The 22,230-nt window shown below is 57.9% G+C and carries 20 protein-coding genes; 14 read left to right on the top strand and 6 right to left on the bottom strand.

Translation table 11 applies throughout. The features are described from left to right. Positions 1-53 precede the first annotated feature (53 nt). The 3 genes from potA to ABRP31_RS25640 are packed head-to-tail and all read left to right on the top strand — an operon-like array spanning position 54 to position 2,994. Positions 54-1,196 carry a polyamine ABC transporter ATP-binding protein gene (gene potA / locus ABRP31_RS25650; RefSeq protein WP_087265876.1) on the top strand — a complete coding sequence of 381 codons (1,143 nt, stop codon included), beginning with the start codon at positions 54-56 and terminating at the stop codon, positions 1,194-1,196. After that, positions 1,193-2,113: an ABC transporter permease subunit gene (locus tag ABRP31_RS25645; RefSeq protein WP_349972652.1), complete on the top strand. Its 921-nt coding sequence runs from the start codon at positions 1,193-1,195 to the stop codon at positions 2,111-2,113. Before potA ends, ABRP31_RS25645 begins: the two co-directional genes overlap by 4 nt. Then, on the top strand, positions 2,110-2,994 hold the full coding sequence (locus ABRP31_RS25640) for an ABC transporter permease subunit (RefSeq protein WP_349972653.1): 885 nt from the start codon (positions 2,110-2,112) through the stop codon (positions 2,992-2,994). Before ABRP31_RS25645 ends, ABRP31_RS25640 begins: the two co-directional genes overlap by 4 nt. A 115-nt stretch (positions 2,995-3,109) precedes the next feature. Here ABRP31_RS25640 and ABRP31_RS25635 read toward each other — a convergent pair whose 3' ends face one another. Both ABRP31_RS25635 and ABRP31_RS25630 read right to left on the bottom strand, forming a co-directional pair. Beyond that, the gene (locus tag ABRP31_RS25635; protein WP_349972654.1) at positions 3,110-5,497 is read right to left on the bottom strand and encodes a penicillin acylase family protein; all 2,388 of its coding nucleotides are present in this window, start codon (positions 5,495-5,497) and stop codon (positions 3,110-3,112) included. A 191-nt stretch (positions 5,498-5,688) separates the two neighbouring features. Continuing rightward, the gene (locus ABRP31_RS25630) at positions 5,689-6,270 is read right to left on the bottom strand and encodes a DUF6436 domain-containing protein (protein WP_349972656.1); all 582 of its coding nucleotides are present in this window, start codon (positions 6,268-6,270) and stop codon (positions 5,689-5,691) included. A 91-nt stretch (positions 6,271-6,361) separates the two neighbouring features. Here ABRP31_RS25630 and ABRP31_RS25625 point away from each other — a divergent pair, with 91 nt between their 5' ends. Next, positions 6,362-7,318 (top strand): alpha/beta hydrolase, encoded by a 957-nt coding sequence (locus ABRP31_RS25625; protein ID WP_349972658.1) that lies wholly within the window; start codon positions 6,362-6,364, stop codon positions 7,316-7,318. 9 nt (positions 7,319-7,327) lie between these two features. On the opposite strand, the gene ABRP31_RS25620 is transcribed toward ABRP31_RS25625, so the two are convergent. Further along, entirely contained in the window at positions 7,328-8,086 is a 759-nt protein-coding gene (locus ABRP31_RS25620; RefSeq protein WP_087265886.1) for a DUF2059 domain-containing protein, read from the bottom strand. A gap of 119 nt (positions 8,087-8,205) precedes the next feature. Here ABRP31_RS25620 and ABRP31_RS25615 point away from each other — a divergent pair, with 119 nt between their 5' ends. Together ABRP31_RS25615 and ABRP31_RS25610 are read left to right on the top strand one after the other, a co-directional pair. Then, positions 8,206-8,829 (top strand): 2OG-Fe(II) oxygenase, encoded by a 624-nt coding sequence (locus tag ABRP31_RS25615; RefSeq protein ID WP_349972659.1) that lies wholly within the window; start codon positions 8,206-8,208, stop codon positions 8,827-8,829. Between the two features lie 233 nt (positions 8,830-9,062). Next, positions 9,063-9,500 carry a DUF4399 domain-containing protein gene (locus tag ABRP31_RS25610; protein WP_349972660.1) on the top strand — a complete coding sequence of 146 codons (438 nt, stop codon included), beginning with the start codon at positions 9,063-9,065 and terminating at the stop codon, positions 9,498-9,500. 105 nt (positions 9,501-9,605) lie between these two features. Here the strand turns inward: ABRP31_RS25610 and serA are convergent, their stop codons facing one another. Then, complete coding sequence (serA, locus tag ABRP31_RS25605) at positions 9,606-10,835, bottom strand: phosphoglycerate dehydrogenase (protein ID WP_349972661.1); 1,230 nt, start codon at positions 10,833-10,835, stop codon at positions 9,606-9,608. 169 nt (positions 10,836-11,004) lie between these two features. Here serA and ABRP31_RS25600 point away from each other — a divergent pair, with 169 nt between their 5' ends. The 4 genes from ABRP31_RS25600 (at position 11,005) to ABRP31_RS25585 (ending at position 15,353) form a co-directional block, all read left to right on the top strand. Continuing rightward, entirely contained in the window at positions 11,005-12,399 is a 1,395-nt protein-coding gene (locus ABRP31_RS25600; RefSeq protein WP_349972662.1) for an FAD-binding oxidoreductase, read from the top strand. A gap of 50 nt (positions 12,400-12,449) precedes the next feature. Continuing rightward, positions 12,450-13,115: a fumarylacetoacetate hydrolase family protein gene (locus tag ABRP31_RS25595; RefSeq protein WP_087265896.1), complete on the top strand. Its 666-nt coding sequence runs from the start codon at positions 12,450-12,452 to the stop codon at positions 13,113-13,115. Between the two features lie 175 nt (positions 13,116-13,290). Continuing rightward, entirely contained in the window at positions 13,291-14,211 is a 921-nt protein-coding gene (locus ABRP31_RS25590) for an SdiA-regulated domain-containing protein (RefSeq protein WP_349972663.1), read from the top strand. Positions 14,212-14,444: 233 nt separating this feature from the next. Next, positions 14,445-15,353, top strand: a complete 909-nt coding sequence (locus tag ABRP31_RS25585; protein ID WP_349972664.1) for an SdiA-regulated domain-containing protein — start codon at positions 14,445-14,447, stop codon at positions 15,351-15,353. Positions 15,354-15,492: 139 nt separating this feature from the next. On the opposite strand, the gene rpiA is transcribed toward ABRP31_RS25585, so the two are convergent. Next, positions 15,493-16,164: a ribose-5-phosphate isomerase RpiA gene (gene rpiA / locus ABRP31_RS25580; protein WP_349972665.1), complete on the bottom strand. Its 672-nt coding sequence runs from the start codon at positions 16,162-16,164 to the stop codon at positions 15,493-15,495. Between the two features lie 246 nt (positions 16,165-16,410). On the opposite strand from rpiA, the gene ilvA reads away from it, so the two are divergent. Both ilvA and ABRP31_RS25570 read left to right on the top strand, forming a co-directional pair. Then, positions 16,411-17,925, top strand: coding sequence for a threonine ammonia-lyase, biosynthetic (gene ilvA / locus ABRP31_RS25575; protein WP_349972694.1), 1,515 nt, complete (start codon positions 16,411-16,413; stop codon positions 17,923-17,925). 114 nt (positions 17,926-18,039) lie between these two features. Beyond that, entirely contained in the window at positions 18,040-18,468 is a 429-nt protein-coding gene (locus ABRP31_RS25570) for a DUF2269 family protein (protein WP_349972666.1), read from the top strand. 161 nt (positions 18,469-18,629) lie between these two features. Here the strand turns inward: ABRP31_RS25570 and ABRP31_RS25565 are convergent, their stop codons facing one another. Continuing rightward, positions 18,630-19,286, bottom strand: a complete 657-nt coding sequence (locus tag ABRP31_RS25565) for an HAD family hydrolase (protein WP_349972667.1) — start codon at positions 19,284-19,286, stop codon at positions 18,630-18,632. 142 nt (positions 19,287-19,428) lie between these two features. On the opposite strand from ABRP31_RS25565, the gene ABRP31_RS25560 reads away from it, so the two are divergent. Together ABRP31_RS25560 and ptsP are read left to right on the top strand one after the other, a co-directional pair. Next, positions 19,429-19,908 carry an RNA pyrophosphohydrolase gene (locus tag ABRP31_RS25560; protein ID WP_027898512.1) on the top strand — a complete coding sequence of 160 codons (480 nt, stop codon included), beginning with the start codon at positions 19,429-19,431 and terminating at the stop codon, positions 19,906-19,908. 21 nt (positions 19,909-19,929) lie between these two features. Continuing rightward, complete coding sequence (gene ptsP / locus ABRP31_RS25555; protein WP_087265910.1) at positions 19,930-22,209, top strand: phosphoenolpyruvate--protein phosphotransferase; 2,280 nt, start codon at positions 19,930-19,932, stop codon at positions 22,207-22,209. Positions 22,210-22,230: the final 21 nt, after the last annotated feature.

Raw genomic sequence — 22,230 nt, 5'->3', positions numbered from 1 at the left:
ACCTCGCGCCCGGTCATGCAGGCCGGGCTGCAAACCAGTTGGGAGTTTCACCCATGGCAGTTGCCTCCGGCGCCTACAAGAAATCACTCGAAGGCGATCAGCAACCCAAGCAGGTGCTGGTCAAGATCGATCGGGTCACGAAGAAATTCGATGAGACGATTGCCGTGGACGACGTGTCCCTGCAAATCAACAAGGGCGAGATCTTCGCGTTGCTGGGCGGCTCCGGCTCCGGCAAGTCAACGTTGCTACGCATGCTGGCCGGTTTCGAACGGCCGACAGAAGGGCGGATCTTCCTCGATGGCGTCGATATTACTGACATGCCGCCGTACGAACGTCCGATCAACATGATGTTCCAGTCCTACGCGCTGTTCCCGCACATGACCGTGGAACAGAACATTGCCTTCGGTCTGCAGCAGGACAAGCTACCCAAGGCGGAAATTGCCGAACGTGTGGCGGAAATGCTCAAGCTGGTACAGATGACCCAGTACGCGCGTCGCAAGCCTCATCAGCTGTCTGGCGGCCAACGTCAGCGGGTCGCGCTGGCTCGTTCGCTGGCGAAGAAGCCCAAGTTGCTGTTGCTCGACGAACCCATGGGCGCGCTGGACAAGAAACTGCGTTCGCAGATGCAACTGGAACTGGTGGAAATCATCGAGCGGGTCGGCGTGACCTGCGTGATGGTGACCCACGACCAGGAAGAAGCCATGACCATGGCTGAACGCATCGCGATCATGCACCTGGGCTGGATCGCTCAGATTGGCAGCCCGATCGACATCTACGAAACCCCGACCAGCCGTCTGGTCTGCGAATTCATCGGTAACGTCAACCTGTTCGAAGGCGAAGTGATTGAGGACATGGAAGGCCATGCCCTGATTCGAAGTCCCGAGCTGGAACGCAATATCTATGTCGGTCACGGCGTGACGACATCGGTGGAAGACAAGCACATCACTTATGCGCTGCGTCCGGAGAAGCTGCTGGTTACCACCGAACAGCCGACCTTCGAATACAACTGGTCGCGGGGCAAAGTCCACGACATCGCGTACCTGGGCGGCCATTCGGTGTTCTACGTGCAACTGCCATGCGGCAAGCTGGTGCAGTCGTTCGTTGCCAACGCCGAGCGTCAAGGCACCCGGCCGACCTGGGGCGATGAAGTGTTTGTCTGGTGGGAAGACGACAGCGGCGTGGTGTTGCGCTCATGAAGATACGCAAAATCAAGCGTGCACTGGGGCGGATAACGCCTAACGGGCGGCAGCTCGTCATTGGAGCGCCGTTCCTCTGGCTGTTCCTGTTCTTTGCCTTGCCGTTTCTGATCGTCATCAAGATCAGTTTCGCCGAGGCCGACGTCGCGATTCCGCCTTACACGGAAATCTTCAGCTACGCCGAGCAGAAGTTCGAGGTCATCCTCAACTTCGCTAACTACGCGTTGCTGACAGGCGATGACCTGTACATTTCGGCGTATCTGGGCTCGCTGAAAATGGCGTTCTTCAGCACGTTGCTGTGCCTGCTGATCGGCTTCCCGATGGCCTACGCCATTGCGACCGCACGCAAGGAACTGCAAACCGTATTGCTGCTGTTGATCATGATGCCGACCTGGACCGCGATTCTGATCCGGGTCTATGCGTGGATGGGCATTCTCAGCAATAACGGGCTGCTCAATGCGTTCCTGATGTGGCTGGGTCTCATCGACGAGCCGCTGCAGATCCTCAATACCAACCTGGCCGTCTATATCGGCGTGGTGTATTCGTACCTGCCGTTCATGATCCTGCCGCTGTACGCCAACCTGGTCAAACATGACCCGAGCCTGCTTGAGGCGGCTTCTGATCTGGGCTCGACTAACTTCAACAGCTTCTGGAAAATCACCGTGCCGCTGTCCAAGAACGGCGTGATTGCGGGCTGCATGCTGGTGTTCATTCCGGTGGTCGGCGAGTTCGTCATTCCTGAACTCCTGGGCGGTCCGGAAACCCTGATGATTGGCCGCGTGTTGTGGCAAGAGTTCTTCAACAACCGTGACTGGCCGGTGGCTTCGGCGTTGGCGGTGATCATGCTGTTGATCCTGATCGTGCCGATCATTCTGTTCAACCGCAGTCAGGCCAAAGAGCTGGAGGGCAGGGCATGAGAGGCTTTCGATTCTCGAACATGATGCTGGTCCTTGGCCTGCTGTTCATCTATGCGCCGATGGTGATTCTGGTCATCTACTCGTTCAACGCCTCCAAACTGGTAACGGTCTGGGGCGGCTGGTCGTTGCACTGGTATGTCGGGCTGCTGGACAACTCGCAACTGATGGGCTCGGTGATGCGCTCTCTGGAAATCGCCACCTACACGGCGATTGCAGCGGTAGCGCTGGGCACCATGGCGGCGTTCGTGTTGACCCGCATCACGCGCTTCAAAGGCCGCACATTTTTCGGTGGGCTGGTAACAGCGCCGCTGGTGATGCCTGAAGTGATTACCGGTCTGTCGCTGTTGCTGCTGTTCGTGGCCATGGCGCAGTTGATCGGCTGGCCGCAGGAGCGCGGAATCGTCACCATCTGGATCGCCCACACCACGTTCTGCGCCGCCTATGTGGCGGTCGTGGTTTCGGCGCGCTTGCGTGAACTGGACCTGTCCATCGAAGAGGCCGCCATGGACCTCGGTGCGCGGCCATGGAAGGTGTTCTTCCTGATCACCATCCCGATGATCGCGCCATCGCTGGCAGCGGGGGGCATGATGTCCTTCGCGCTGTCGCTGGACGACCTGGTACTGGCGAGCTTCGTTTCTGGTCCGGGCTCAACGACCTTGCCGATGGAAGTCTTCTCCGCCGTGCGTCTGGGCGTGAAACCGGAAATCAACGCTGTCGCGAGTTTGATTCTGCTGGCCGTTTCGTGCGCGACCTTCCTGGTCTGGTTCTTCACCCGCCGTGCCGAGCAACAGCGCAAGAAAGCCATCCAGCAAGCCATCGAAGAAAGCGCGGCAGACAGCTACAAGCAACCCGACCCACGCCGCGCAGCTGCGCCGGTGTGATGATCTTCAGTATGTAGGTGACCTTGTGGGAGCAGAGCTTGCTCGCGATGAGGCTGGACGCGATCTAACGTGAACCGCACTCATCCTTATCGCGAGCGAGCTCGGCTCCCACAGATCAGTTCCTTGGCACCAACCTCAAGGTGCCTTGGGCATTCTTCGCTACATCCTCTTCACTCAAATGCTGCGGCACATACTCGCCGTTGATGTAGGTCTGCGCCTGATCCGAATAGTGTTTGTCGAACAGCACGCCGCTTTGCCCAACCGGGTTGATGCCCAGTGCATGGGCCGGGTCCGCGAAGTCGATCAGGCGGCGGGTTGAGGGGCCGTAGCTGACGGGCCATGGCGCGGGGCCGATGCGTGAAGAAAGATTGTTGGGTACTTCATGGGTGCCAGGGGCTGCGAACGGTCCGACGTTCAACAGCGTATCCAGCGGCTTCTGCAAACCCAATGGATGTGCGTGAGTCAAGGTGTGTGCTTTGCCCCAGCGCCATTCATCGGCGTTGAGTCCATAAGTGGATTTCAGATGCGACACCGTGGCGTGCCACGCGACTTTGATGGTATCGGCGCGGTTTTCTTCGAACGGCGAATTACGATTGTTCCACCAGGGCGAGCTGGCGTCGGCAGCCACACGAGGCAGGGCGGCATCAATCACCCTTGTCGACAGCAATGTCTCGAACAGGCCGTCGCCCAGCTCATCGTGAAAGACCTCTTCGCTCAGGTCGAAGAGGAACTGGTTGAACAACGTCGCGCCCACTGAATCAACCGCGTAGTCGCCTTTCCAGTTAGCCAGACGCTCTAGCAGCGCTTTCTCTTCCGGATCACTGATGACCTCACGGAGGACGGGAAGAAGAGGCTGTAATACCCGCTTCGCATACTCGGTTTGTGTACCCAGTTGCAGGGCCTTGCTACTGTCCAGATCCCATTTCACCGAGGTATCGCTCAACTGCCGATTCAACTGCTGACCACGGTCTGCAAGGTTGTAGTAACCGGGGATCTGCATGCCGGTAGGCGAGAGGGGCTGGAAGTTGGCCGAGACGATGTAGCCGCGCGCGGGGTTTTCTTCCTGCGGGTTGGCGCTGAAGGGGTAAAAGCCGAGTTTGTCGGCTTGCCCGGTGCTGCCGTCGAGAATGTAATTCGGATTGACTCCTTCCGGGCGGATGGGCAATTGCGCCGCAGCCCACCAGCCGATATCGCCTTTGGCATTGGCCCAGACAATGTTCAGCCCCGGTGCCTGGATTTTCTCGGCAGCGGCGCGCATTTTTTCCAGAGTGTCGGCGCGATTGGCTTCGTAGAAACCCTCCAGAATCGGATTCTCCGACTCCAGGAATGACCACCACATGGCAACCGGCGTGGCACTTGCGGTGACGCCCATTACGTCGTTGACGATGGGGCCGTGAGGCGACCTGCGCAGCGTCAGTGTGACCGGCGCTTCGCCTTTGACTGCAATCTGTTGTTCAGAGGTGGTCATGTCGACCCACTGGCCGTGGTACCAGACCTGATTCGGGTTTTCCGGGTTGGTCTTTTCGGCAATCAGATCCAGGTCATCGTTCTGGAACATGGTCAGGCTCCAGCCGAAGTCCATGTTATTGCCCAGCGACGCGAAAGGATTTAGCGCCTGATGATGACCGTACAACTCAAAGCCCGGCGCGGACAGATGCGCTTCGTACCACACCGCTGGCACCGAGAAACGGATGTGTGGATCGCCCGCCAGTAACGGCTTGCCACTCTTGGTCCGGCTGCCGGAAACGGCCCACGCGTTGCTGCCTTCAAACTGTGGCAGCCCCGCTTGTTCAAGCGCCCGATTGCTCAGGTAACCGAGCTGGTCGAGGCTTTTCCAGTCGGCTGTTGAGAGTTTGGCAGGCTGATCGAGAACGCCTTGGGGCTGCCAGTCCAGGTCAAAGACTTTCAGATAATCCGCGCCAAGCTCGTCACGCACATAGGTCAGCAAAGGCTCGGTACGAAAGGCAGCGGCGAAGCTGTAGGCCATGTAGCCGCCGACGCTCAGGGTATCCTCGGCGGTGAATGGCCGTTTAGGGATGCCCAGCAGATCGAACTCCAGCGGTCTGGCGTGGCTGTCCTGATATTGATTGATGCCATCGAGGTAGGCTTGCAGTGCTTTCCAGGTCGGTGTGTCCTTGTCGTGACGGGCGACATAGTCGTCGGCGTGTTCACGAATACGCAGGCTGCGGAACAGCTTGTCCGTCGCGACCAGTTTGGGGCCCAGTACTTCAGCCAGTTCACCTCGGGCCAGACGACGGACCATTTCCATCTGGAACAGTCGGTCCTGAGCCTGAACATAACCCAGTGCGCGATACAGATCGGCTTCGTTCTCGGCGCGAATATGCGGCACGCCTCGCTCGTCGTAACGCACGCTGACCGGTGCCTGAAGGTGAGCGAGGGGCAGCTCGCCGTCACGCTGTGGCTGCTTGCTGTGCAAATACCAGGCACCGGCGCCGATGACGAGGGCGATGATGAATACAAGGATAGACAGGCTGCGTTTCATCCGGCTTCTCGGTCGGCGGGCAAAGAGAGCAGGCTACAGATTTGGGTGGGGGTTGAGTAGATGGGATTGGCGTATGTGGCATTGCCATGAACAGGAAACGGGTGACCTGTAGGAGTGAGCTTGCTCGCGATAACGATAGACCTGTTGAAAAATTACCGTATGGCCTGACGCTATCGCGAGCAAGCTCACTCCTACAGGGGGGTTGGGCTCCACCCGCAATAACATCCCACCGCCATGGTGTGTGTCGCATCCACCGCCCGGCCTTCAGTCAGCGCTTGCAGGATCGGCTCGATAAAGCTGTTGCTTGAATTACACGTCAGCCCTTCGCTGTAAGGCCCGAAGTACGCCAGCTTGCCGTCTCGATCCCAGATGGCCACGGCGGGGCTTGCACTGACGCGTTCTGCGCCCGGCAAGTAAGCGATGGGTTTGATTGCGCTCAGCGTGGAGGGCAACCGGCCGTGGCTGCCGGGCTTTTGCACCGCGTAGAAATCCACGCCACCTTGCGCAGCAAAATGCTCGATCAGCTCCGCAAGGTGTTGCTGGTTTCCAACGTTGCAGGGGCACGCCGGATCCCAGAAATGTACCAATCGAACACGGCCCGTTCCGGCCAGTTCATCCGGCAGGCGAAGCGAATCGCCCGCGAAAAACGCCACCTGGTCGCTGAATGGCCGCAAGTAGCGGCCTTGAAACCAGTCGTAACCGACCCACAAAAGCCCCGCGCAGAGAATCGCGATCAGACCTGCGACGAGCGTGTTGCGGCGTGAGGATTTCATTTCAGGCGCATCTGTTTGAGGGGGCCGGGTTGCCATGTTCAGGGATACAGCTGAATATCTCAGCACAGCCTATCGTCCCGCCGGAAACCTCATGTCTGCCACGTTCGACCCCGAAGCACTGCGCAACAGCCTGCAACCGCTGAGCGCTGCCCAGCCGCTGTCTGCCGAGGGATTGGCTTACCAGCGTTTTTACGTGCTGGACAGGTTGGGGCTGGAGCGGCCATTGCGCACTTGGCTGGGGAGGATGGATGCGGGGGGCTATGACATTGTCGGGCAGGTCTGGATTCCGGATCAGCCAGTGGCCACGTTGTTTTTGATACATGGATTTTATGACCACATGGGTCTGTTCCGGCATTTGATCGAATGGGCGCTGAGCATGAACTTTGCGGTCATTTCCTGCGATTTGCCCGGACACGGCTTGTCCAGTGGTCCGCGGGCCAGCATCAACGATTTTGCCGAGTATCAAGTGGTGCTGCAGCGCCTGTTCGAGGAAGCGAGCGCGCTGCAACTGCCTGCACCTTGGCACCTTTGTGGGCAAAGCACTGGTGGCGCAATTCTGATCGACCATCTGCTCAATCATGGTATTGAAAGCCCCGCTCAAGGTCAGGTAATCCTGCTGGCGCCGTTGGTCAGGCCTCGTGCCTGGGGTTGGTCCAGGCTCAGCTATTACCTGCTCAATCCCTTCGTTACAGGTATCGCCCGGCGTTTCAGCGAGAACAGTAATGCGCCGGCGTTTTTGCCGTTCCTGCTCGCTGACCCACTACAGCCGCAGCGTCTGCCTACTGCCTGGGTCGGGGCGCTGGCGCGTTGGATCAAGCGTGTCGAAGCAGCGCCCGTCAGTCTGCGCAGTCCGATCATTATCCAGGGCGAAGCCGATATGACCGTTGACTGGAGTCATAACCTGGGGGTGCTCAGCGAGAAATTCAGTCAACCCCGGATACTCATGCTCAGCGACGCGCGGCACCATCTGGCTAATGAAATACCGGAGTTCAGGGCGCAGTACCTGGCCTTTATAGAACAGAAAATACGTTTGGCGCAGGCGAGCTAAATAGCCGGGTTACTGCGCAGGGGCGAGGCTTGAAGAACTTTGCCCAACCGCTAGCCCCGCACGAATCGCGGCCAGTGCGGCTTGATAGTAGGCCTTGCCTTCGGCAGATTCGGCGAATGTCGAGAACTCTTCCAGTTCCGGATCGGAAAGGTCGCGATAGACATAAAGCAGAGTGTTGTTCATGTCGGCAGCGATTTGCGCCATCAGGCGTTCACGTTGCCCGTCGAGCATACCTTGAGCCTGACCGCCGCCCAGTAATCCTGGAATCATCTGACTCAAACTGTCGGCGGCAACACCGGCAATCGCCAGGCTGACTTCAGCACCGGCCTCTTTGGCAGGCAGCGCTTGAGCCAAATGGCCGATCAACAGTTGGCGAGTGGCGTCAGCCTGAATCTGTGGCAAGCCTTTGGCATTCTTGGCCAACTGATCAGGCCGGGTAGCGGTCAGTTCGGCGTTGACGATCTTGCGTCCGAGCGGTGACTGGAAGAATTGCAGCGCAGGGTTCGGGTTGCGCAGACTTTCGCGCAGGCGCTGTTCGGCGCGTTGATCCATGGCTTGTGGGGCGAAACGCTGATTGCTGTTGTTGACCAGCGCTTGAAACACCGCAGGTGGCAGGCTGTTGCGATAGCGTTGTTGCGCGGCTTTAAGAGCGTCATTGAAATGCGCACGCTGTTCTGGCCAGCCGGCGACCTTGTACAACTGGTCATAGCTGTCTGCCCAGGCGGGCATCGTGCAGCACATCAACAACACAACAAACAAACGGCGCATAGGGACTCCTGTCGGCAGGCCGCTATTGTCCCGGTGGTTGCGGGGCTTTGTCGAGTTATGAGTTGGCTGCCCCTGTGAAATTTCGTTCACTATTCTTGGGCGGCTGGATACTATGCGCCATGCAAATCGCCTCTGATCATCCGCTGCTGCTTCGAATCGTCGACGACCTCGCTGCCCGCGGCTGGTCGCAGCAAAATATTTTCCTTCCCGAAAGCCTGACGCTTGAGCTGGCCAGCGAGTGCCGCACGCGCGCCGCCGAAGGTGAGCTGGCGCCCGCCGCTGTCGGTCGCGGGCCATTTCAAGAGATCCGTGAAGGGATTCGTGGTGATCACATCCAGTGGCTGGAGCCCGGGCAGTCTGAACCTTGTGATCGTTATCTGGGGTTGATGGACAGCTTGCGTCAGGCATTGAATCGCGGTTTGTTCCTTGGCCTGGAAGATTTCGAAAGCCATTTCGCGATGTATCCGCCGGGCGCTTTCTATCTCAAGCATGTAGATCGTTTTCGCGACGATGACCGGCGCATGGTCTCAGCGGTGGTTTATCTGAACAATGCCTGGCTGCCGGAGCATGGCGGCCAACTGCGAATGTTCCTTGATAACGACGTGGAATATGACGTGCAGCCAACTGGTGGCTGCCTGGTGGTGTTCATGTCCGGTGATATCCCTCACGAGGTCATGCCTGCCAGCCGTGATCGACTTTCCCTGACGGGTTGGTTTCGTCGGCGTGGGGATGGGGTGTTTTAAGTGTCTCTTTGTCGCGCAGCAAACGCTTGACCTGTAGGAGCTGCCGAGGGCTGCGATAGCGGTCTGTCCGGATTAATGCTTCGCAGCCTTCGGCAGCTCCTGCAAAAGCGAGGTCTGCATGAAATCTTTGTCATAAAGCTCCCTTCTCCAAACCAGTAACTCACCACCACGCTATGGTAATAGGCATGCCATTCAAAGGCTGATCGCTGGTGCCTATAAAAACTGGAGAACTCATGAAAACCCTCTTTGCAAAAACTGCTTTCGCTGGCCTGCTGCTCGGGGTCTCGCTGATGGCCAGTGCTGCCGATATTCCGCGCACGCCTTCACCTGCCGGGGCCGAGGCTTACATCATTTCGCCTAAAGACGGCGCGACGGTGCCTGGCACCTTCAAGGTCCAGTTTGGCCTCAAAGGCATGGGCGTCGCGCCTGCCGGGGTAGACATCCCCGAGACCGGCCATCACCACCTGTTGATCGATGTCAAAGACCAGCCGGACCTGAACGCGCCGCTGCCAATGACCGACAACATTCGTCATTTTGGTAAAGGTCAGACCGAAACCGAAGTCACCTTGCCGCACGGCCCGCACACCTTGCAGTTGCTGGTCGGCGACAAGAGCCACATCCCGCTGAATCCTTCGGTCGAATCGAAGGTGATCAGGGTGAATGTGCGCTGAGGTTACCGATAGTCCTGTAGGTGCTCGTGAGCTCCTACAGATATAGGGCAACACCCAAAAAAAAAGGAGACCCGAAGGTCTCCTTTTTTGTTGCCCCGGAACTGCTTAGAACAACACGCGGCTACGGATTGTGCCTTTGATGTGTTGCAGCTTTTCCTGAGCCAGATCGGAATACTCGGCATCGACGTCGATGACCACGTAGCCGACTTTCTCGTTGGTCTGCAGGAACTGACCGGAAATGTTGATACCGTTTTCGGCGAAGACCTTGTTGATCTCCATCAGCACGCCCGGGATGTTCTCGTGGATGTGCAGCAGGCGGTGCTTGCCAGGGTGAGCAGGCAGGGCCACTTCAGGGAAGTTGACCGAAGACACCGACGTACCGTTGTCGCTGTACTTGACCAGCTTCTCAGCCACTTCCAGACCGATGTTGGCTTGCGCTTCGGCGGTCGAACCACCGATGTGCGGGGTCAGGATCACGTTATCCAGGCCGCGCAGCGGGCTTTCGAAGATGTCGTCGTTGGAGCGAGGCTCAACCGGGAACACGTCGATGGCTGCGCCGATCAGGTGCTTGTCCTTGATGGCGTCTGCCAGAGCATCGAGGTCCACGACCGTGCCGCGAGCGGCGTTGATCAGAATGGCGCCCTTTTTCATGGCGCGGATTTCTTTCTCGCCAATCATCATTTGGGTGGACGGCAATTCAGGCACGTGCAGAGACACGATGTCAGCCAGACCCAGCAGCTCGGTCAGACTGGTGACTTGTGTCGCGTTGCCCAGAGGCAGCTTGGTCAGCGGGTCGAAGAAAAACACCTGCATCCCAAGGCTTTCGGCCAGCACAGACAGCTGAGTACCGATCGAGCCGTAGCCCACGATGCCCAGTTTCTTGCCGCGGATTTCGAAGGAGTTGGCCGCGCTTTTGATCCAGCCACCACGGTGGCAGGATGCGTTCTTCTCCGGGATGCCGCGCAACAGCAGGATAGCTTCGGCCAATACCAGTTCGGCAACGGAGCGAGTATTGGAGTACGGTGCGTTGAACACCGCGATGCCGCGCTCGCGAGCTGCGCCCAGATCAACCTGGTTGGTACCGATGCAGAAGCAGCCGACCGCGACCAGTTTCTTCGCGTGATCGAACATCTCTTCAGTCAGCTGGGTGCGGGAGCGGATGCCGATGAAGTGAGCGTCAGCGATCTTTTCTTTCAGTTCGGCTTCCGGCAGAGACTTGGTGTGGTACTCGATGCTGGTATAACCGGCTGCCTTGAGGACATCCACAGCGGATTGATGGACGCCTTCGAGAAGAAGGAACTTGATCTTGCTCTTGTCGAGGGAAGTCTTGCTCATCTGCTTTAACCTGTGTCCCGGAGAAATTTGGCAGTAAGTGAAGCGGTCGCGAATCGGGCCATCAGCTCGATTGGCGGGGGGCGTATGCTAGCATATGCACCCCGCGAAACCCCATTCCTGGACGTGAAGCGTTCTCAGGATGACCATGAATTGTTCGAGAGTTCCGTCGATGATCCATTCTGCGCTGGTAGATGAACTGAAGACCCTGGTTGAGCCTGGAAAGGTGCTCACCGATGCCGCATCCCTTGAGGCTTACGGCAAGGACTGGACCAAACAATTCACGCCCGCGCCCGTTGCCATTGTCTTTCCCAAGTCCATCGAGCAGGTTCAGGCCATCGTCCTGTGGGCCAACGAACACAAGGTCGCGCTGGTCCCGTCGGGCGGCAGAACGGGTCTTTCCGCGGCGGCGGTGGCTGCCAATGGCGAAGTGGTGGTTTCGTTCGATTACATGAATCAGGTGCTGGAACTGAACGTCACCGAGCGCACGGCTCGCGTTCAACCTGGTGTAATCACCAAACAACTGCAGAACCTCGCGGAAGAAAACGGCCTTTATTATCCGGTGGACTTCGCTTCCTCAGGTTCCAGTCAGATTGGCGGCAACATCGGCACCAATGCCGGCGGGATCAAGGTTATTCGCTACGGCATGACGCGCAATTGGGTCGCGGGCCTGAAAGTGGTGACTGGCAAGGGCGACATCCTTGAACTGAACAAGGACTTGATCAAGAACGCGACCGGTTACGACATGCGTCAGTTGTTCATCGGTGCCGAAGGTACGCTGGGCTTTGTCGTCGAAGCCACCATGCGCCTTGACCGCGCCCCCAAAAACCTGACCGCGATGGTTCTGGGTACAGCTGACTTCAACTCGATCATGCCGGTGCTGCACGCCTTCCACGGCAAGCTGGACCTGACGGCGTTCGAGTTCTTTTCCGACAAGTCCTTTGCCCGTGTCATGGCCCGCGGCGACGTACCTTCACCGTTCGATACGCCATGCCCGTTCTATGTACTGCTGGAATTCGAAGCCACCACTGAAGACCTTGCCAATGAAGCATTGGCGACCTTCGAGCATTGCGTCGAGCAGGGCTGGGTGCTGGATGGCGTGATGAGCCAGAGCGAGCAGCAACTGAAAAACCTGTGGAAGCTGCGCGAGTACATCTCCGAGACCATTTCCCACTTCACGCCTTATAAGAACGACATCTCCGTGACCGTCTCGAAAGTGCCCGCGTTTCTGAGTGAAATTGATTCGATCGTCGCCGAGCACTACCCCGACTTTGAAGTGCTCTGGTACGGCCATATCGGTGATGGCAACCTGCACCTGAATATCCTCAAGCCTGAGACGCTCGACAAGGAAGAGTTCTTCGTCAAATGCGCCAGAGTGAACAAATGGGTGTTCGAGACCGTGCAGAAGTACAACGGCTCGATTTCTGCCGAGCACGGCGTTGGCATGACCAAGCGTGATTACCTGACGTATAGCCGTTCACCCGTCGAAATCGAATACATGAAGGCCATCAAGGCAGCGTTCGATCCGAACGGCATCATGAACCCCGGAAAAATCTTCGCTGTTTAATGGGCCGTCACTTTATAGTGGCGTGACCACAACGAGACCAAGGAGCCGCCATGAGCTATCAGCACAAGTATGTCGACGGAACGAGCATCCACTTTCCCATGGGCAAGGCCGTATGCGTGGGTCGTAACTACGCCGAGCACGCCAAGGAACTGAATAACGCGGTGCCAACCGAGCCGCTGCTGTTCATCAAGCCCGGCAGCGCTGTAGTTGCGCTGGAAGGTGGTTTCACCATTCCGGCTGATCGTGGCGCAGTGCACTACGAAGCGGAAATTGTCGTGCTGATCGGTAAACCCCTGACCAAGAACCCGACCCGTGAAGAAGTGCTGGACGCTATCTCCGGCTTTGCTCCGGGCCTGGACCTGACCTTGCGTGACGTGCAAACCAAGCTGCGCGACAAGGGTTATCCATGGGAAGAGGCCAAGTCTTTCGACGGTGCAGCGGTCATCGCTCCGTTTGTTCCGGCTGAAACCTTCTCCGACCTGACCGACATCGGCATTCGTCTGACCATCAATGGCGAAGTCCGCCAGGACGGTAACAGCCGCGACATGCTCAACCCTATCGTGCCGGTGATTCAACACATGGCTGCCTGCTTCTCGCTGCAGGCCGGTGACGTCATCATGACCGGCACTCCGGCAGGCGTCGGCCCGCTGTTGGCTGGCGATGAGCTGGTACTGGAATTGGTAGGGCAGAAGCCCTTCGAAAGCAGCGTTCGCTGATCCCCTGAAGTCGCCCAAAGCCGTCTGCGACCAGCGTCGCAGGCGGCTTTCGCGTTTTTTGCAGCCTTAAATAGAATAATTGGCGTTTTTTTCACAATTGATCTGGATAATCCGGCCACCAGCGCTCTGATCAGGGCACTGTGCCATCGAATGCTATCCATAATCGGGAATGCTCATGACCAGCCCTTCATCGTCCGCCAGATCCTCGCGTCGTCTACCCCGTCTGCGTTGGTACGGTCTGTTGCTGCTGGTCGTGGTGATTGGTTATGGCATTGCCTGGGCAATGCATTGGGATGACCGCGGGCTACTGTGGCTCGGGGAGCGTTTCGAAAGTCCGGCCGAACGCAAGGCAAGCGTCTGGCTTCCGGACTATGTCGTCGATGTCGACGCCAAGCTGTTGCCGGGTATGGAGGACGACGAAGCGTCGGATGTGTCTTATAACCCGGTGACCAAAACGCTTTTCGCGGTCATGGGCAAGAATCCTTTCCTCGTTGAGCTGACCCTTAAAGGCGACGTACTGCGCAAGATTCCGATGGTAGGGTGGAGCAATCCCGAGGCGATTGCAGTGATGGAGAATGGCTTCATGGCTATTAGCGATGAGCGCCAGCATCACCTGACCATCGTCAAGGTCACCCCGCAAACCACGACGCTGAACATCGCGGATTTCCCGGAGTACGACCTTGGTCCCTCCAGGAACCAGAATAAAGCTTTCGAGGGGACCGCCTGGGACCCTCGCCGGCAACAATTGCTGCTGGGGGAAGAGCGCCCACCGGCAATATTTACCTGGGCAAGCGACGGCAGCGACATTTTGAAAGGCGAAAAACAGAAGGTCGTGAGCAAGTCTCTGGATTTGCGCAATCTCTCTTCATTGACTGTCGAGCCTCGGACTGGGCATACCCTTGCCCTGTCTGCGGAGTCGCACATGCTGCTGGAGCTGGATGAAAACGGCGAGCAGGTCAGCTTCATGACGTTGCTCGGCGGTTTCAACGGTCTGAAGGACACTATCCCTCGCGCTGAAGGAGTAGCGTTCGACGATGACGGTAACCTGTACATCGTCAGCGAGCCGAACCTGTTTTATTCGTTTAAGAAGAAGTGATTCGCAGAGTCTTTTTCTGGGCCTCTTCGGTATCCAAGGCCACAAACAATGGACTGTAGGAGCTCACCGAGGTTACGAGGCCAGCGATGGTGGAGTGTCAGATAAACCGCTATCGCTGGCCTCGTAACCTCGGTGAGCTCCTACAGGAGTAGCGTCTAATGGCCCTCCGCCATTAAGCTTCAATTCATATTCGCATGCTATTTATGCTGCCCGCCTATCCTTGAGCCCTCTGAATGCGCCAGCTCCTGACTTTCCGAAAAATCCTTGTCGTGCTTCTTGTTCTGCTGGCGTTGCTGCTGTTTTTTGCCAACCGTGAATACCGTTTCGCCGAGCGTGCCTTGTTCAACTGGCACCTGCTTTGGCAAGACAAAGACGCGCAGGCCATGGGATTGGGCGATTACCGGGTGGTCATTGAGGGGCAGGTTATTGCGGGGCTTGAGGACGATGTCTCGGCCCTGAGCTACGACCCGGAGCGCAAGAGCCTGTTCACCGTAACCAATTCAAACGCCGAAATGGTTGAGCTGAGCCTCGATGGTCGGGTTTTGCGTCGTATTCCATTGACGGGGTTCGGTGATGCCGAAGCGGTGGAATACATCAGTCCGGGTATCTATGTGATTAGTGATGAGCGAAAGCAGAGACTGATCAAGGTGCATGTCGATAATGAAACGACCTTCCTTGATGCTGCTGATGCCGAGCAACTGACGCTCGGCATCGGGTCTGGCAACAACAACGGTTATGAAGGGCTGGCATACGACACCAAAGGACAACGGCTGTTTGTCGCCAAGGAGCGCAGGCCTACGCAGATCATCGAAGTGCGTGGGTTCCCCAACTTGAACGCGGGCACGCCGAGCATGATTGAGGTGTCTTCTGATGCCAAACGTGATGCGGGGCTGTTTGTGCGGGACATTTCCAGCCTGCAGTTCGACGAACGAAGCGGTCATTTGCTCGCCCTGTCGGATGAGTCCCGCCAAATCGTTGAACTCGATACCAAAGGCCGGGCGGTGGGTAATGTTTCTTTGAGCCAGGGTTCAATGGGCCTGCGCAAAACCGTGCCGCAGGCCGAGGGCATCGCCATGGATGACGAAGGTACCCTGTACCTGGTGAGCGAGCCGAATCTGTTTTATGTGTTCAAGAAGCCGTAATACATAAAGCACTGGGCCCTGGAGGAGTTGCCGAACGCTGCGAAGCGTCTATCCCGACATACCGCATCGCAGCCTTCGGCAGATCCTACAGATCACCTGTTTGCCATAAAAGGCACCGTGACCGTTCTCACCGGTGCTATCAACGCGTCAGCGTCTTAACCCCTTCACTTGTCCCCAACAGCAGCAAATCTGCCGGGCGCGCAGCAAACAGGCCATTAGTCACAACGCCGACGATTGCGTTGATCTGGTTTTCCAGCTCAGCCGGATTGGTGATGTTCATGTTGTGCACATCAAGAATGATATTGCCGTTATCGGTCAGCACGCCTTCGCGATAAACCGGGTCGCCGCCCAGTTTCACCAGTTGGCGGGCAACGTGGCTGCGCGCCATCGGGATCACTTCGACCGGCAGCGGAAATGCGCCGAGTACCGGCACCAGCTTGCTGGCGTCAGCGATGCAGATAAAGGTCTTGGCAACGGCTGCGACGATTTTTTCGCGGGTCAATGCTGCGCCGCCGCCCTTGATCAGATTCAGGTGCTCGTCGCTTTCATCAGCGCCGTCGATGTAGAACTCCAGATCACTGACGGTATTGAGCTCGTACACCGGAATGCCGTGGCCTTTGAGGCGTGCGGCCGTGGCTTCGGAGCTGGCAACTGCGCCGTCGAATGCGCCTTTGTGCTGGGCAAGTGCATCAATGAAGCAGTTGGCAGTGGAGCCGGTGCCGACGCCGACGATGCTTTTATCGTCCAGTTTCGGAAGGATGAAGTCCACGGCGGCCTGCGCCACGGCTTGTTTGAGTTGATCCTGGTTCATGCGGGCTCCACGGGTGCCTGATATATAGACCTGTAGGAGCGCGCTTGCCCGCGATTGCGCTGTGTCAGGCGCCATCCACGTTGGATGTGCCAATGCCATCGCGGGCAAGCGCGCTCCTGCAGATTGAGGAAAAGGGCGCGCATTATAGCGACATGCCAGCGCCAAAGCCCCGTGATTCGTGTGGTCGTGCATCGGAGTGCGGGTTAGACTTCTCGTCCTTGCCCTTTCGCCAGTGATGTCGCCGTGATGCTTGAACAGTACGTCAAAAAAATTCTCACCTCCCGCGTCTACGACGTGGCCGTGGAAACCCCGCTGCAGGGCGCTCGTCAGTTGTCTGAGCGACTGGGCAACCAGGTGCTGCTCAAGCGCGAAGACTTGCAGCCGGTGTTCTCGTTCAAGATCCGTGGCGCCTACAACAAGCTGGCGCAGCTCAGCCCTGAAGAACTGGCCCGTGGCGTAGTGACTGCCTCGGCAGGCAATCATGCGCAAGGCCTGGCGCTGGCGGCTAAGACGCTGGGTGTCGAAGCCACCATCGTGATGCCTAAAACCACCCCTGAGATCAAGGTCGAGGGTGTACGTTCTCGCGGCGGTAAAGTGGTACTGCACGGCGACTCGTTCCCGGAAGCACTGGCTTATTCGCTGGAGCTGGTCGAGGAAATGGGCTTCGTTTACATCCACCCTTATGACGATCCAGACACGATTGCAGGGCAAGGCACTGTGGCAATGGAGATTCTTCGCCAGCATCAGGGCCCGCTGGACGCAATTTTCGTCCCGGTGGGTGGCGGCGGTTTGATCGCTGGTATTGCGGCTTACGTGAAATACCTGCGTCCCGACATCAAAGTAATCGGCGTCGAGCCGGACGATTCCAACTGCCTGCAACAGGCCATGGCCTATGGCGAGCGGGTTGTGCTGCAGCAGGTCGGGTTGTTCGCCGATGGTGTAGCGGTGGCGCAGATTGGTCAGTACACCTTCGACATCTGCAAGGATTACGTCGACGAAGTGATCACCGTCAGCACCGACGAAATATGTGCGGCGATCAAGGATATTTACGACGATACCCGCTCGATCACCGAGCCTGCTGGCGCTCTGGGCGTGGCCGGGATCAAGAAGTACGTCGAGCATTACGAAGTCAGTGGCCAGACCTTTGTCGCGATTGACTCCGGTGCCAACGTCAACTTCGACCGCTTGCGTCACGTCGCCGAGCGCGCTGAACTGGGCGAAGGTCGCGAGGCGATCATCGCCGTGACCATCCCCGAGCAGCCAGGCAGCTTCAAGGCCTTTTGCGAAGCCATTGGCAAACGCCAGATCACCGAGTTCAACTATCGTTACCACACCGACCGTGAAGCGCACATTTTTGTCGGCGTGCAGACGCATCCGGACACTGATCCGCGCAAGGGCTTGATCAGCAGCCTCACGGAACAGGGCTTCCCGGTAATCGACCTGACCGACAACGAGCTGGCCAAGCTGCATATCCGGCATATGGTCGGCGGGCATGCCGAGCGGGTCAGCGACGAAGTGGTGTTCCGTTTTGAGTTCCCGGAGCGGCCGGGCGCGCTGTTCAACTTCCTCAACAAACTGGGCGGCCAGTGGACGATTTCGATGTTCCACTACCGTAACCACGGCGCGGCGGATGGTCGTGTCGTTGCGGGGCTAGTGGTGCCTGAGGATGAGCGACACCTGGTACCGGCGGCACTGGCCGAGATTGGCTATCCGTACTGGGATGAGAGCGAGAATCCGGCTTACAAGCTGTTTTTGGGGTAATAAAGCGATCCCGGTAGGAGCGAACTCGTTCGCGAAACAGACCACCGGGTGTGTCAGGTAAACGCCTCGCGAACAAGTTCGCTCCTACCGATTCACCAGCTGAGCATCTAGAAAATGGATCATCTTACCGCCCTGAAAACCTTGCACATCTCGGCGACGGTGCTGTTTTTGCTCAGCGCCCTCGGTTTGACTATCTGGTTGATCAAGGGCCGCAGGGCAGGGTTTACCACCAACCACACCCGCTTGTTACTACGTCCTCGGCTATTTGCCTGGATCCTGATGGGGTTGTGCCTGCTGACCATGCCAATCACCGGCTGGTGGCTGGCGCACCTGGTGGGCTGGCCTCTTGGGCAAACCTGGGTATTAGCGAGCAGCGTGCTTTACACCTTGGGGGCGTTGAGCTGGCTGTGGCTGGTAGTGCGTTTGAACCGGTTGCGTATTGATCCAGCCAAGGCCGGGCTGAAATTCACTTTGGCGCTGGCGATTTTCAGTTTTGTCTGTTTTATCGCCATTGCCGGGTTGATTGGCGCGAAGCCGGTTTGAGGCTAAAGATTGGCTAACCTGGATGCAATCTCCTTGTGGGAGCGGTGCTTGCCCGCGATACGGTTTAGGTGATCCACCTGCAGAACTGCGGTGTCCTTATCGCGGGCAAGCACCGCTCCCACAGGGGCCGTATTCCACAGTGCGATCTTATTTCGCTGGAGTCATCCGCGCAGTGTAATCACCGGCCAGCCACGGCTTTCAGCTTCGGCGCGCAATTTCGGGTCCGGGTCCACGGCTACCGGGTTGGCGACCTTTTCCAGCAGCGGCAGATCATTCAGCGAGTCGCTGTAAAAATAGCTGTCTTCCAGACTGAGCTGGTTCTCTTCCAGCCATCGATTGAGTCGTGTCACTTTGCCTTCGCGGAAGCACGGCACATCGGTGGTTCGTCCGGTATAGCGTCCGTCGACCATTTCGCATTCAGTCGCCAGCAGCGTCTCGATACCCAGGCGCTCAACGATCGGTCCGGTGACGAAGCGGTTGGTAGCGGTGATGACGACCAGCGTGTCGCCGGCTTCGCGATGTTTGGCGATCAGTTCCAGCGCCTTGGGCAAGATGATCGGTTCGATGCAATCACGCATGAAATCCCGATGCCACGCGTCTAGCTGGGCCATCTCGGTGCTGCCGAGGATTTCCAGTGAGAAGTTCAGGTAGTCGGTCAGGTTCAAAGTCCCGGCCAGATAATCCTGATAGAACTCATCGTTGCGGGTTTTGTAAGTCGCGGTATCCAGGATGCCGCGTTCGCACAGGTAATCACCCCAGGCGTGGTCGCTGTCACCACCCAGAAGTGTGTTGTCGAGGTCGAATAAAGCCAGGCGCATGCGGTTACTCGCTGAAATTGCTGAAAAAAGAGCACCAGAATACGAGGTTTTCACAACTCTTCACATAACCTGCTAAGCCTCGTTGCTGCTTTGATCGGCTTTGTGGAACAATGCGGTGACATGCGTTTGCGAGGTTGTTGCCGTGATCGACCCCGATGGTTTCCGTCCTAATGTCGGGATAATTCTGACAAACGACTCCGGCCAGGTCCTATGGGCTCGGCGAATCAACCAAGATGCCTGGCAGTTTCCACAGGGTGGTATCAACCCGCAGGAAACGCCGGAAGACGCGCTTTATCGTGAATTGAACGAAGAAGTCGGGCTTGAACCTGAGGATGTGCAAATTCTTGCCTGTACTCGGGGTTGGTTGCGCTATCGTTTGCCGCAACGTCTGGTCAGGACGCACAGCCAACCGCTGTGCATTGGCCAGAAGCAAAAATGGTTTCTCCTGCGCCTGGTCTCCAATGAGCAGCGGGTGCGGATGGATTTGACCGGGAAACCGGAGTTCGATGGTTGGCGTTGGGTCAGCTATTGGTATCCGCTGGGTCAGGTGGTGACATTCAAGCGCGAGGTGTATCGACGCGCACTCAAAGAGCTTGCCCCGCGCCTCTTATCGCGCGACTGACACGGAGTTCGACCCCGAGCCATGCTCAATACGCTGCGCAAGATCGTCCAGGAAGTTAACTCCGCCAAGGATCTCAAGGCGGCGTTGGGGATTATTGTGTTACGCGTCAAAGAGGCCATGGGCAGCCAAGTCTGCTCGGTCTATTTGCTCGATCCCGAAAGTAATCGCTTTGTGCTGATGGCCACCGAGGGCCTGAACAAGCGCTCCATCGGCAAAGTCAGCATGGCACCGAACGAGGGCCTGGTTGGCCTGGTCGGTACCCGTGAAGAACCGCTGAACCTCGAAAACGCCGCCGATCACCCGCGTTATCGCTACTTTGCCGAAACCGGCGAGGAGCGCTACGCGTCGTTCCTCGGCGCGCCGATCATCCACCACCGTCGTGTGGTGGGGGTTCTGGTTATCCAGCAAAAGGAGCGCCGTCAGTTCGACGAGGGCGAAGAAGCCTTCCTCGTGACCATGAGCGCGCAACTCGCCGGGGTTATCGCTCACGCCGAGGCCACTGGCTCGATCCGCGGTCTGGGTCGTCAGGGCAAAGGTATCCAGGAAACCAAATTCGTTGGTGTTGCCGGTTCTCCCGGCGCGGCCGTGGGTGTCGCGGTGGTCATGCTGCCGCCTGCGGACCTCGAAGTGGTTCCCGACAAGACGGTCACCGACATAAAGGCCGAGCTGGCCCTGTTTCAGACGGCGCTGGAAGGTGTGCGCAGCGATATGCGCGCCCTGTCTGCCAAGCTCGCCAATCAGCTGCGACCTGAAGAGCGCGCACTGTTTGACGTGTACCTCATGATGCTGGATGACGCTTCACTGGGCAGCGAAGTGACCAATGTCATCAAGGCCGGTCAGTGGGCTCAGGGCGCATTGCGCTCGGTGGTCAACGAGCACGTCAAACGTTTCGAGTTGATGGACGACGCCTATCTGCGCGAGCGTGCCTCTGACGTTAAAGATCTTGGCCGTCGCTTGCTCGCGTACTTACAAGAGGCGCGGCAACAGACGCTGGTGTATCCAGATAACACGATCCTTGTCAGCGAAGAACTGACGGCCGCCATGCTGGGCGAAGTTCCGGAAGGCAAGCTGGCAGGTCTGGTGTCGGTACTCGGCTCCGGCAACTCCCACGTGGCGATTCTGGCCCGAGCCATGGGTATCCCCACGGTCATGGGTGTGGTCGACCTGCCTTACTCCAAGGTCGACGGCATCGAACTGATCGTCGACGGCTACCACGGCGAAGTCTTCACCAACCCTAGCGATGTCATGCGTAAGCAGTTCGCCAAGGTCGTTGAAGAAGAACGCCAGTTGTCTCAAGGGCTGGACGCGCTGCGCGAGCTGCCTTGCGTCACTCTGGATGGCCATCGCATGCCGCTCTGGGTCAACACCGGCTTGCTGGCTGACGTGGCTCGCGCCCAACAACGCGGCGCGGAAGGTGTGGGTCTGTATCGCACCGAAGTACCGTTCATGATCCAGCAACGCTTTCCGAGCGAGAAAGAACAACTGGCGATTTATCGCGAGCAACTGGCAGCTTTCCACCCGCTGCCCGTGACCATGCGCAGCCTGGATATCGGCGGCGACAAGGCACTGTCCTACTTCCCGATCAAGGAAGAGAACCCGTTTCTGGGCTGGCGCGGTATTCGCGTCACTCTCGACCATCCGGAAATCTTCCTCGTGCAGACCCGCGCGATGCTCAAGGCCAGTGAAGGCTTGAACAACCTGCGGATTCTGCTGCCGATGATTTCCAGCACTCACGAAGTGGAAGAGGCGTTGCACCTTATCCACAGGGCTTGGGGCGAAGTCCGCGACGAAGGCACCGATGTACCGATGCCGCCTGTTGGCGTGATGATCGAAGTGCCGGCTGCGGTTTATCAGACTCGTGATCTGGCGCGTCAGGTGGATTTCCTTTCTGTAGGCTCCAACGACTTGACTCAATATCTGCTGGCCGTGGATCGAAATAACCCACGGGTTGCAGACCTTTACGACTACTTGCACCCGGCCGTGCTGCAAGCCCTTCAGAACGTGGTGCGCGATGCTCATGCTGAGGGCAAACCGGTCAGCATTTGCGGTGAAATGGCCGGCGATCCTGCTGCTGCGGTGCTGTTGATGGCGATGGGGTTCGACAGCCTGTCAATGAACGCCACCAACCTGCCAAAAGTGAAGTGGATGCTGCGCCAGATCAATCTGAGCAAAGCCAAGGAATTGTTGGCGCAGTTGATGACCAACGACAACCCGCAAGTCATCAGCAGCTCGCTGCAACTGGCGCTGAAGAACCTGGGGTTGTCGCGGATGATCAATCCGGGGTCTGTGAAAGGGCATTGATTTCTAGCTGTAGCTAGACAA

It is taken from the genome of Pseudomonas caspiana (genome assembly GCF_040224095.2).
Classification (GTDB): Bacteria; Pseudomonadota; Gammaproteobacteria; order Pseudomonadales; family Pseudomonadaceae; genus Aquipseudomonas; species Aquipseudomonas caspiana.
The sequence above is the reverse complement of the archived record's forward strand: the minus strand, read 5'-3'. Positions and strand labels throughout refer to the sequence as shown.

What these genes read in the sequence shown, in the direction of transcription:
- potA (WP_087265876.1), top strand. Translation starts at nt 54, where the DNA reads ATGGCAGTTGCCTCCGGCGCCTACAAGAAATCACTCGAAGGCGATCAG.
- ABRP31_RS25645 (WP_349972652.1), top strand. Translation starts at nt 1,193, where the DNA reads ATGAAGATACGCAAAATCAAGCGTGCACTGGGGCGGATAACGCCTAAC.
- ABRP31_RS25640 (WP_349972653.1), top strand. Translation starts at nt 2,110, where the DNA reads ATGAGAGGCTTTCGATTCTCGAACATGATGCTGGTCCTTGGCCTGCTG.
- ABRP31_RS25635 (WP_349972654.1), bottom strand. Translation starts at nt 5,497, where the DNA reads ATGAAACGCAGCCTGTCTATCCTTGTATTCATCATCGCCCTCGTCATC.
- ABRP31_RS25630 (WP_349972656.1), bottom strand. Translation starts at nt 6,270, where the DNA reads ATGAAATCCTCACGCCGCAACACGCTCGTCGCAGGTCTGATCGCGATT.
- ABRP31_RS25625 (WP_349972658.1), top strand. Translation starts at nt 6,362, where the DNA reads ATGTCTGCCACGTTCGACCCCGAAGCACTGCGCAACAGCCTGCAACCG.
- ABRP31_RS25620 (WP_087265886.1), bottom strand. Translation starts at nt 8,086, where the DNA reads ATGCGCCGTTTGTTTGTTGTGTTGTTGATGTGCTGCACGATGCCCGCC.
- ABRP31_RS25615 (WP_349972659.1), top strand. Translation starts at nt 8,206, where the DNA reads ATGCAAATCGCCTCTGATCATCCGCTGCTGCTTCGAATCGTCGACGAC.
- ABRP31_RS25610 (WP_349972660.1), top strand. Translation starts at nt 9,063, where the DNA reads ATGAAAACCCTCTTTGCAAAAACTGCTTTCGCTGGCCTGCTGCTCGGG.
- serA (WP_349972661.1), bottom strand. Translation starts at nt 10,835, where the DNA reads ATGAGCAAGACTTCCCTCGACAAGAGCAAGATCAAGTTCCTTCTTCTC.
- ABRP31_RS25600 (WP_349972662.1), top strand. Translation starts at nt 11,005, where the DNA reads ATGATCCATTCTGCGCTGGTAGATGAACTGAAGACCCTGGTTGAGCCT.
- ABRP31_RS25595 (WP_087265896.1), top strand. Translation starts at nt 12,450, where the DNA reads ATGAGCTATCAGCACAAGTATGTCGACGGAACGAGCATCCACTTTCCC.
- ABRP31_RS25590 (WP_349972663.1), top strand. Translation starts at nt 13,291, where the DNA reads ATGACCAGCCCTTCATCGTCCGCCAGATCCTCGCGTCGTCTACCCCGT.
- ABRP31_RS25585 (WP_349972664.1), top strand. Translation starts at nt 14,445, where the DNA reads ATGCGCCAGCTCCTGACTTTCCGAAAAATCCTTGTCGTGCTTCTTGTT.
- rpiA (WP_349972665.1), bottom strand. Translation starts at nt 16,164, where the DNA reads ATGAACCAGGATCAACTCAAACAAGCCGTGGCGCAGGCCGCCGTGGAC.
- ilvA (WP_349972694.1), top strand. Translation starts at nt 16,411, where the DNA reads ATGCTTGAACAGTACGTCAAAAAAATTCTCACCTCCCGCGTCTACGAC.
- ABRP31_RS25570 (WP_349972666.1), top strand. Translation starts at nt 18,040, where the DNA reads ATGGATCATCTTACCGCCCTGAAAACCTTGCACATCTCGGCGACGGTG.
- ABRP31_RS25565 (WP_349972667.1), bottom strand. Translation starts at nt 19,286, where the DNA reads ATGCGCCTGGCTTTATTCGACCTCGACAACACACTTCTGGGTGGTGAC.
- ptsP (WP_087265910.1), top strand. Translation starts at nt 19,930, where the DNA reads ATGCTCAATACGCTGCGCAAGATCGTCCAGGAAGTTAACTCCGCCAAG.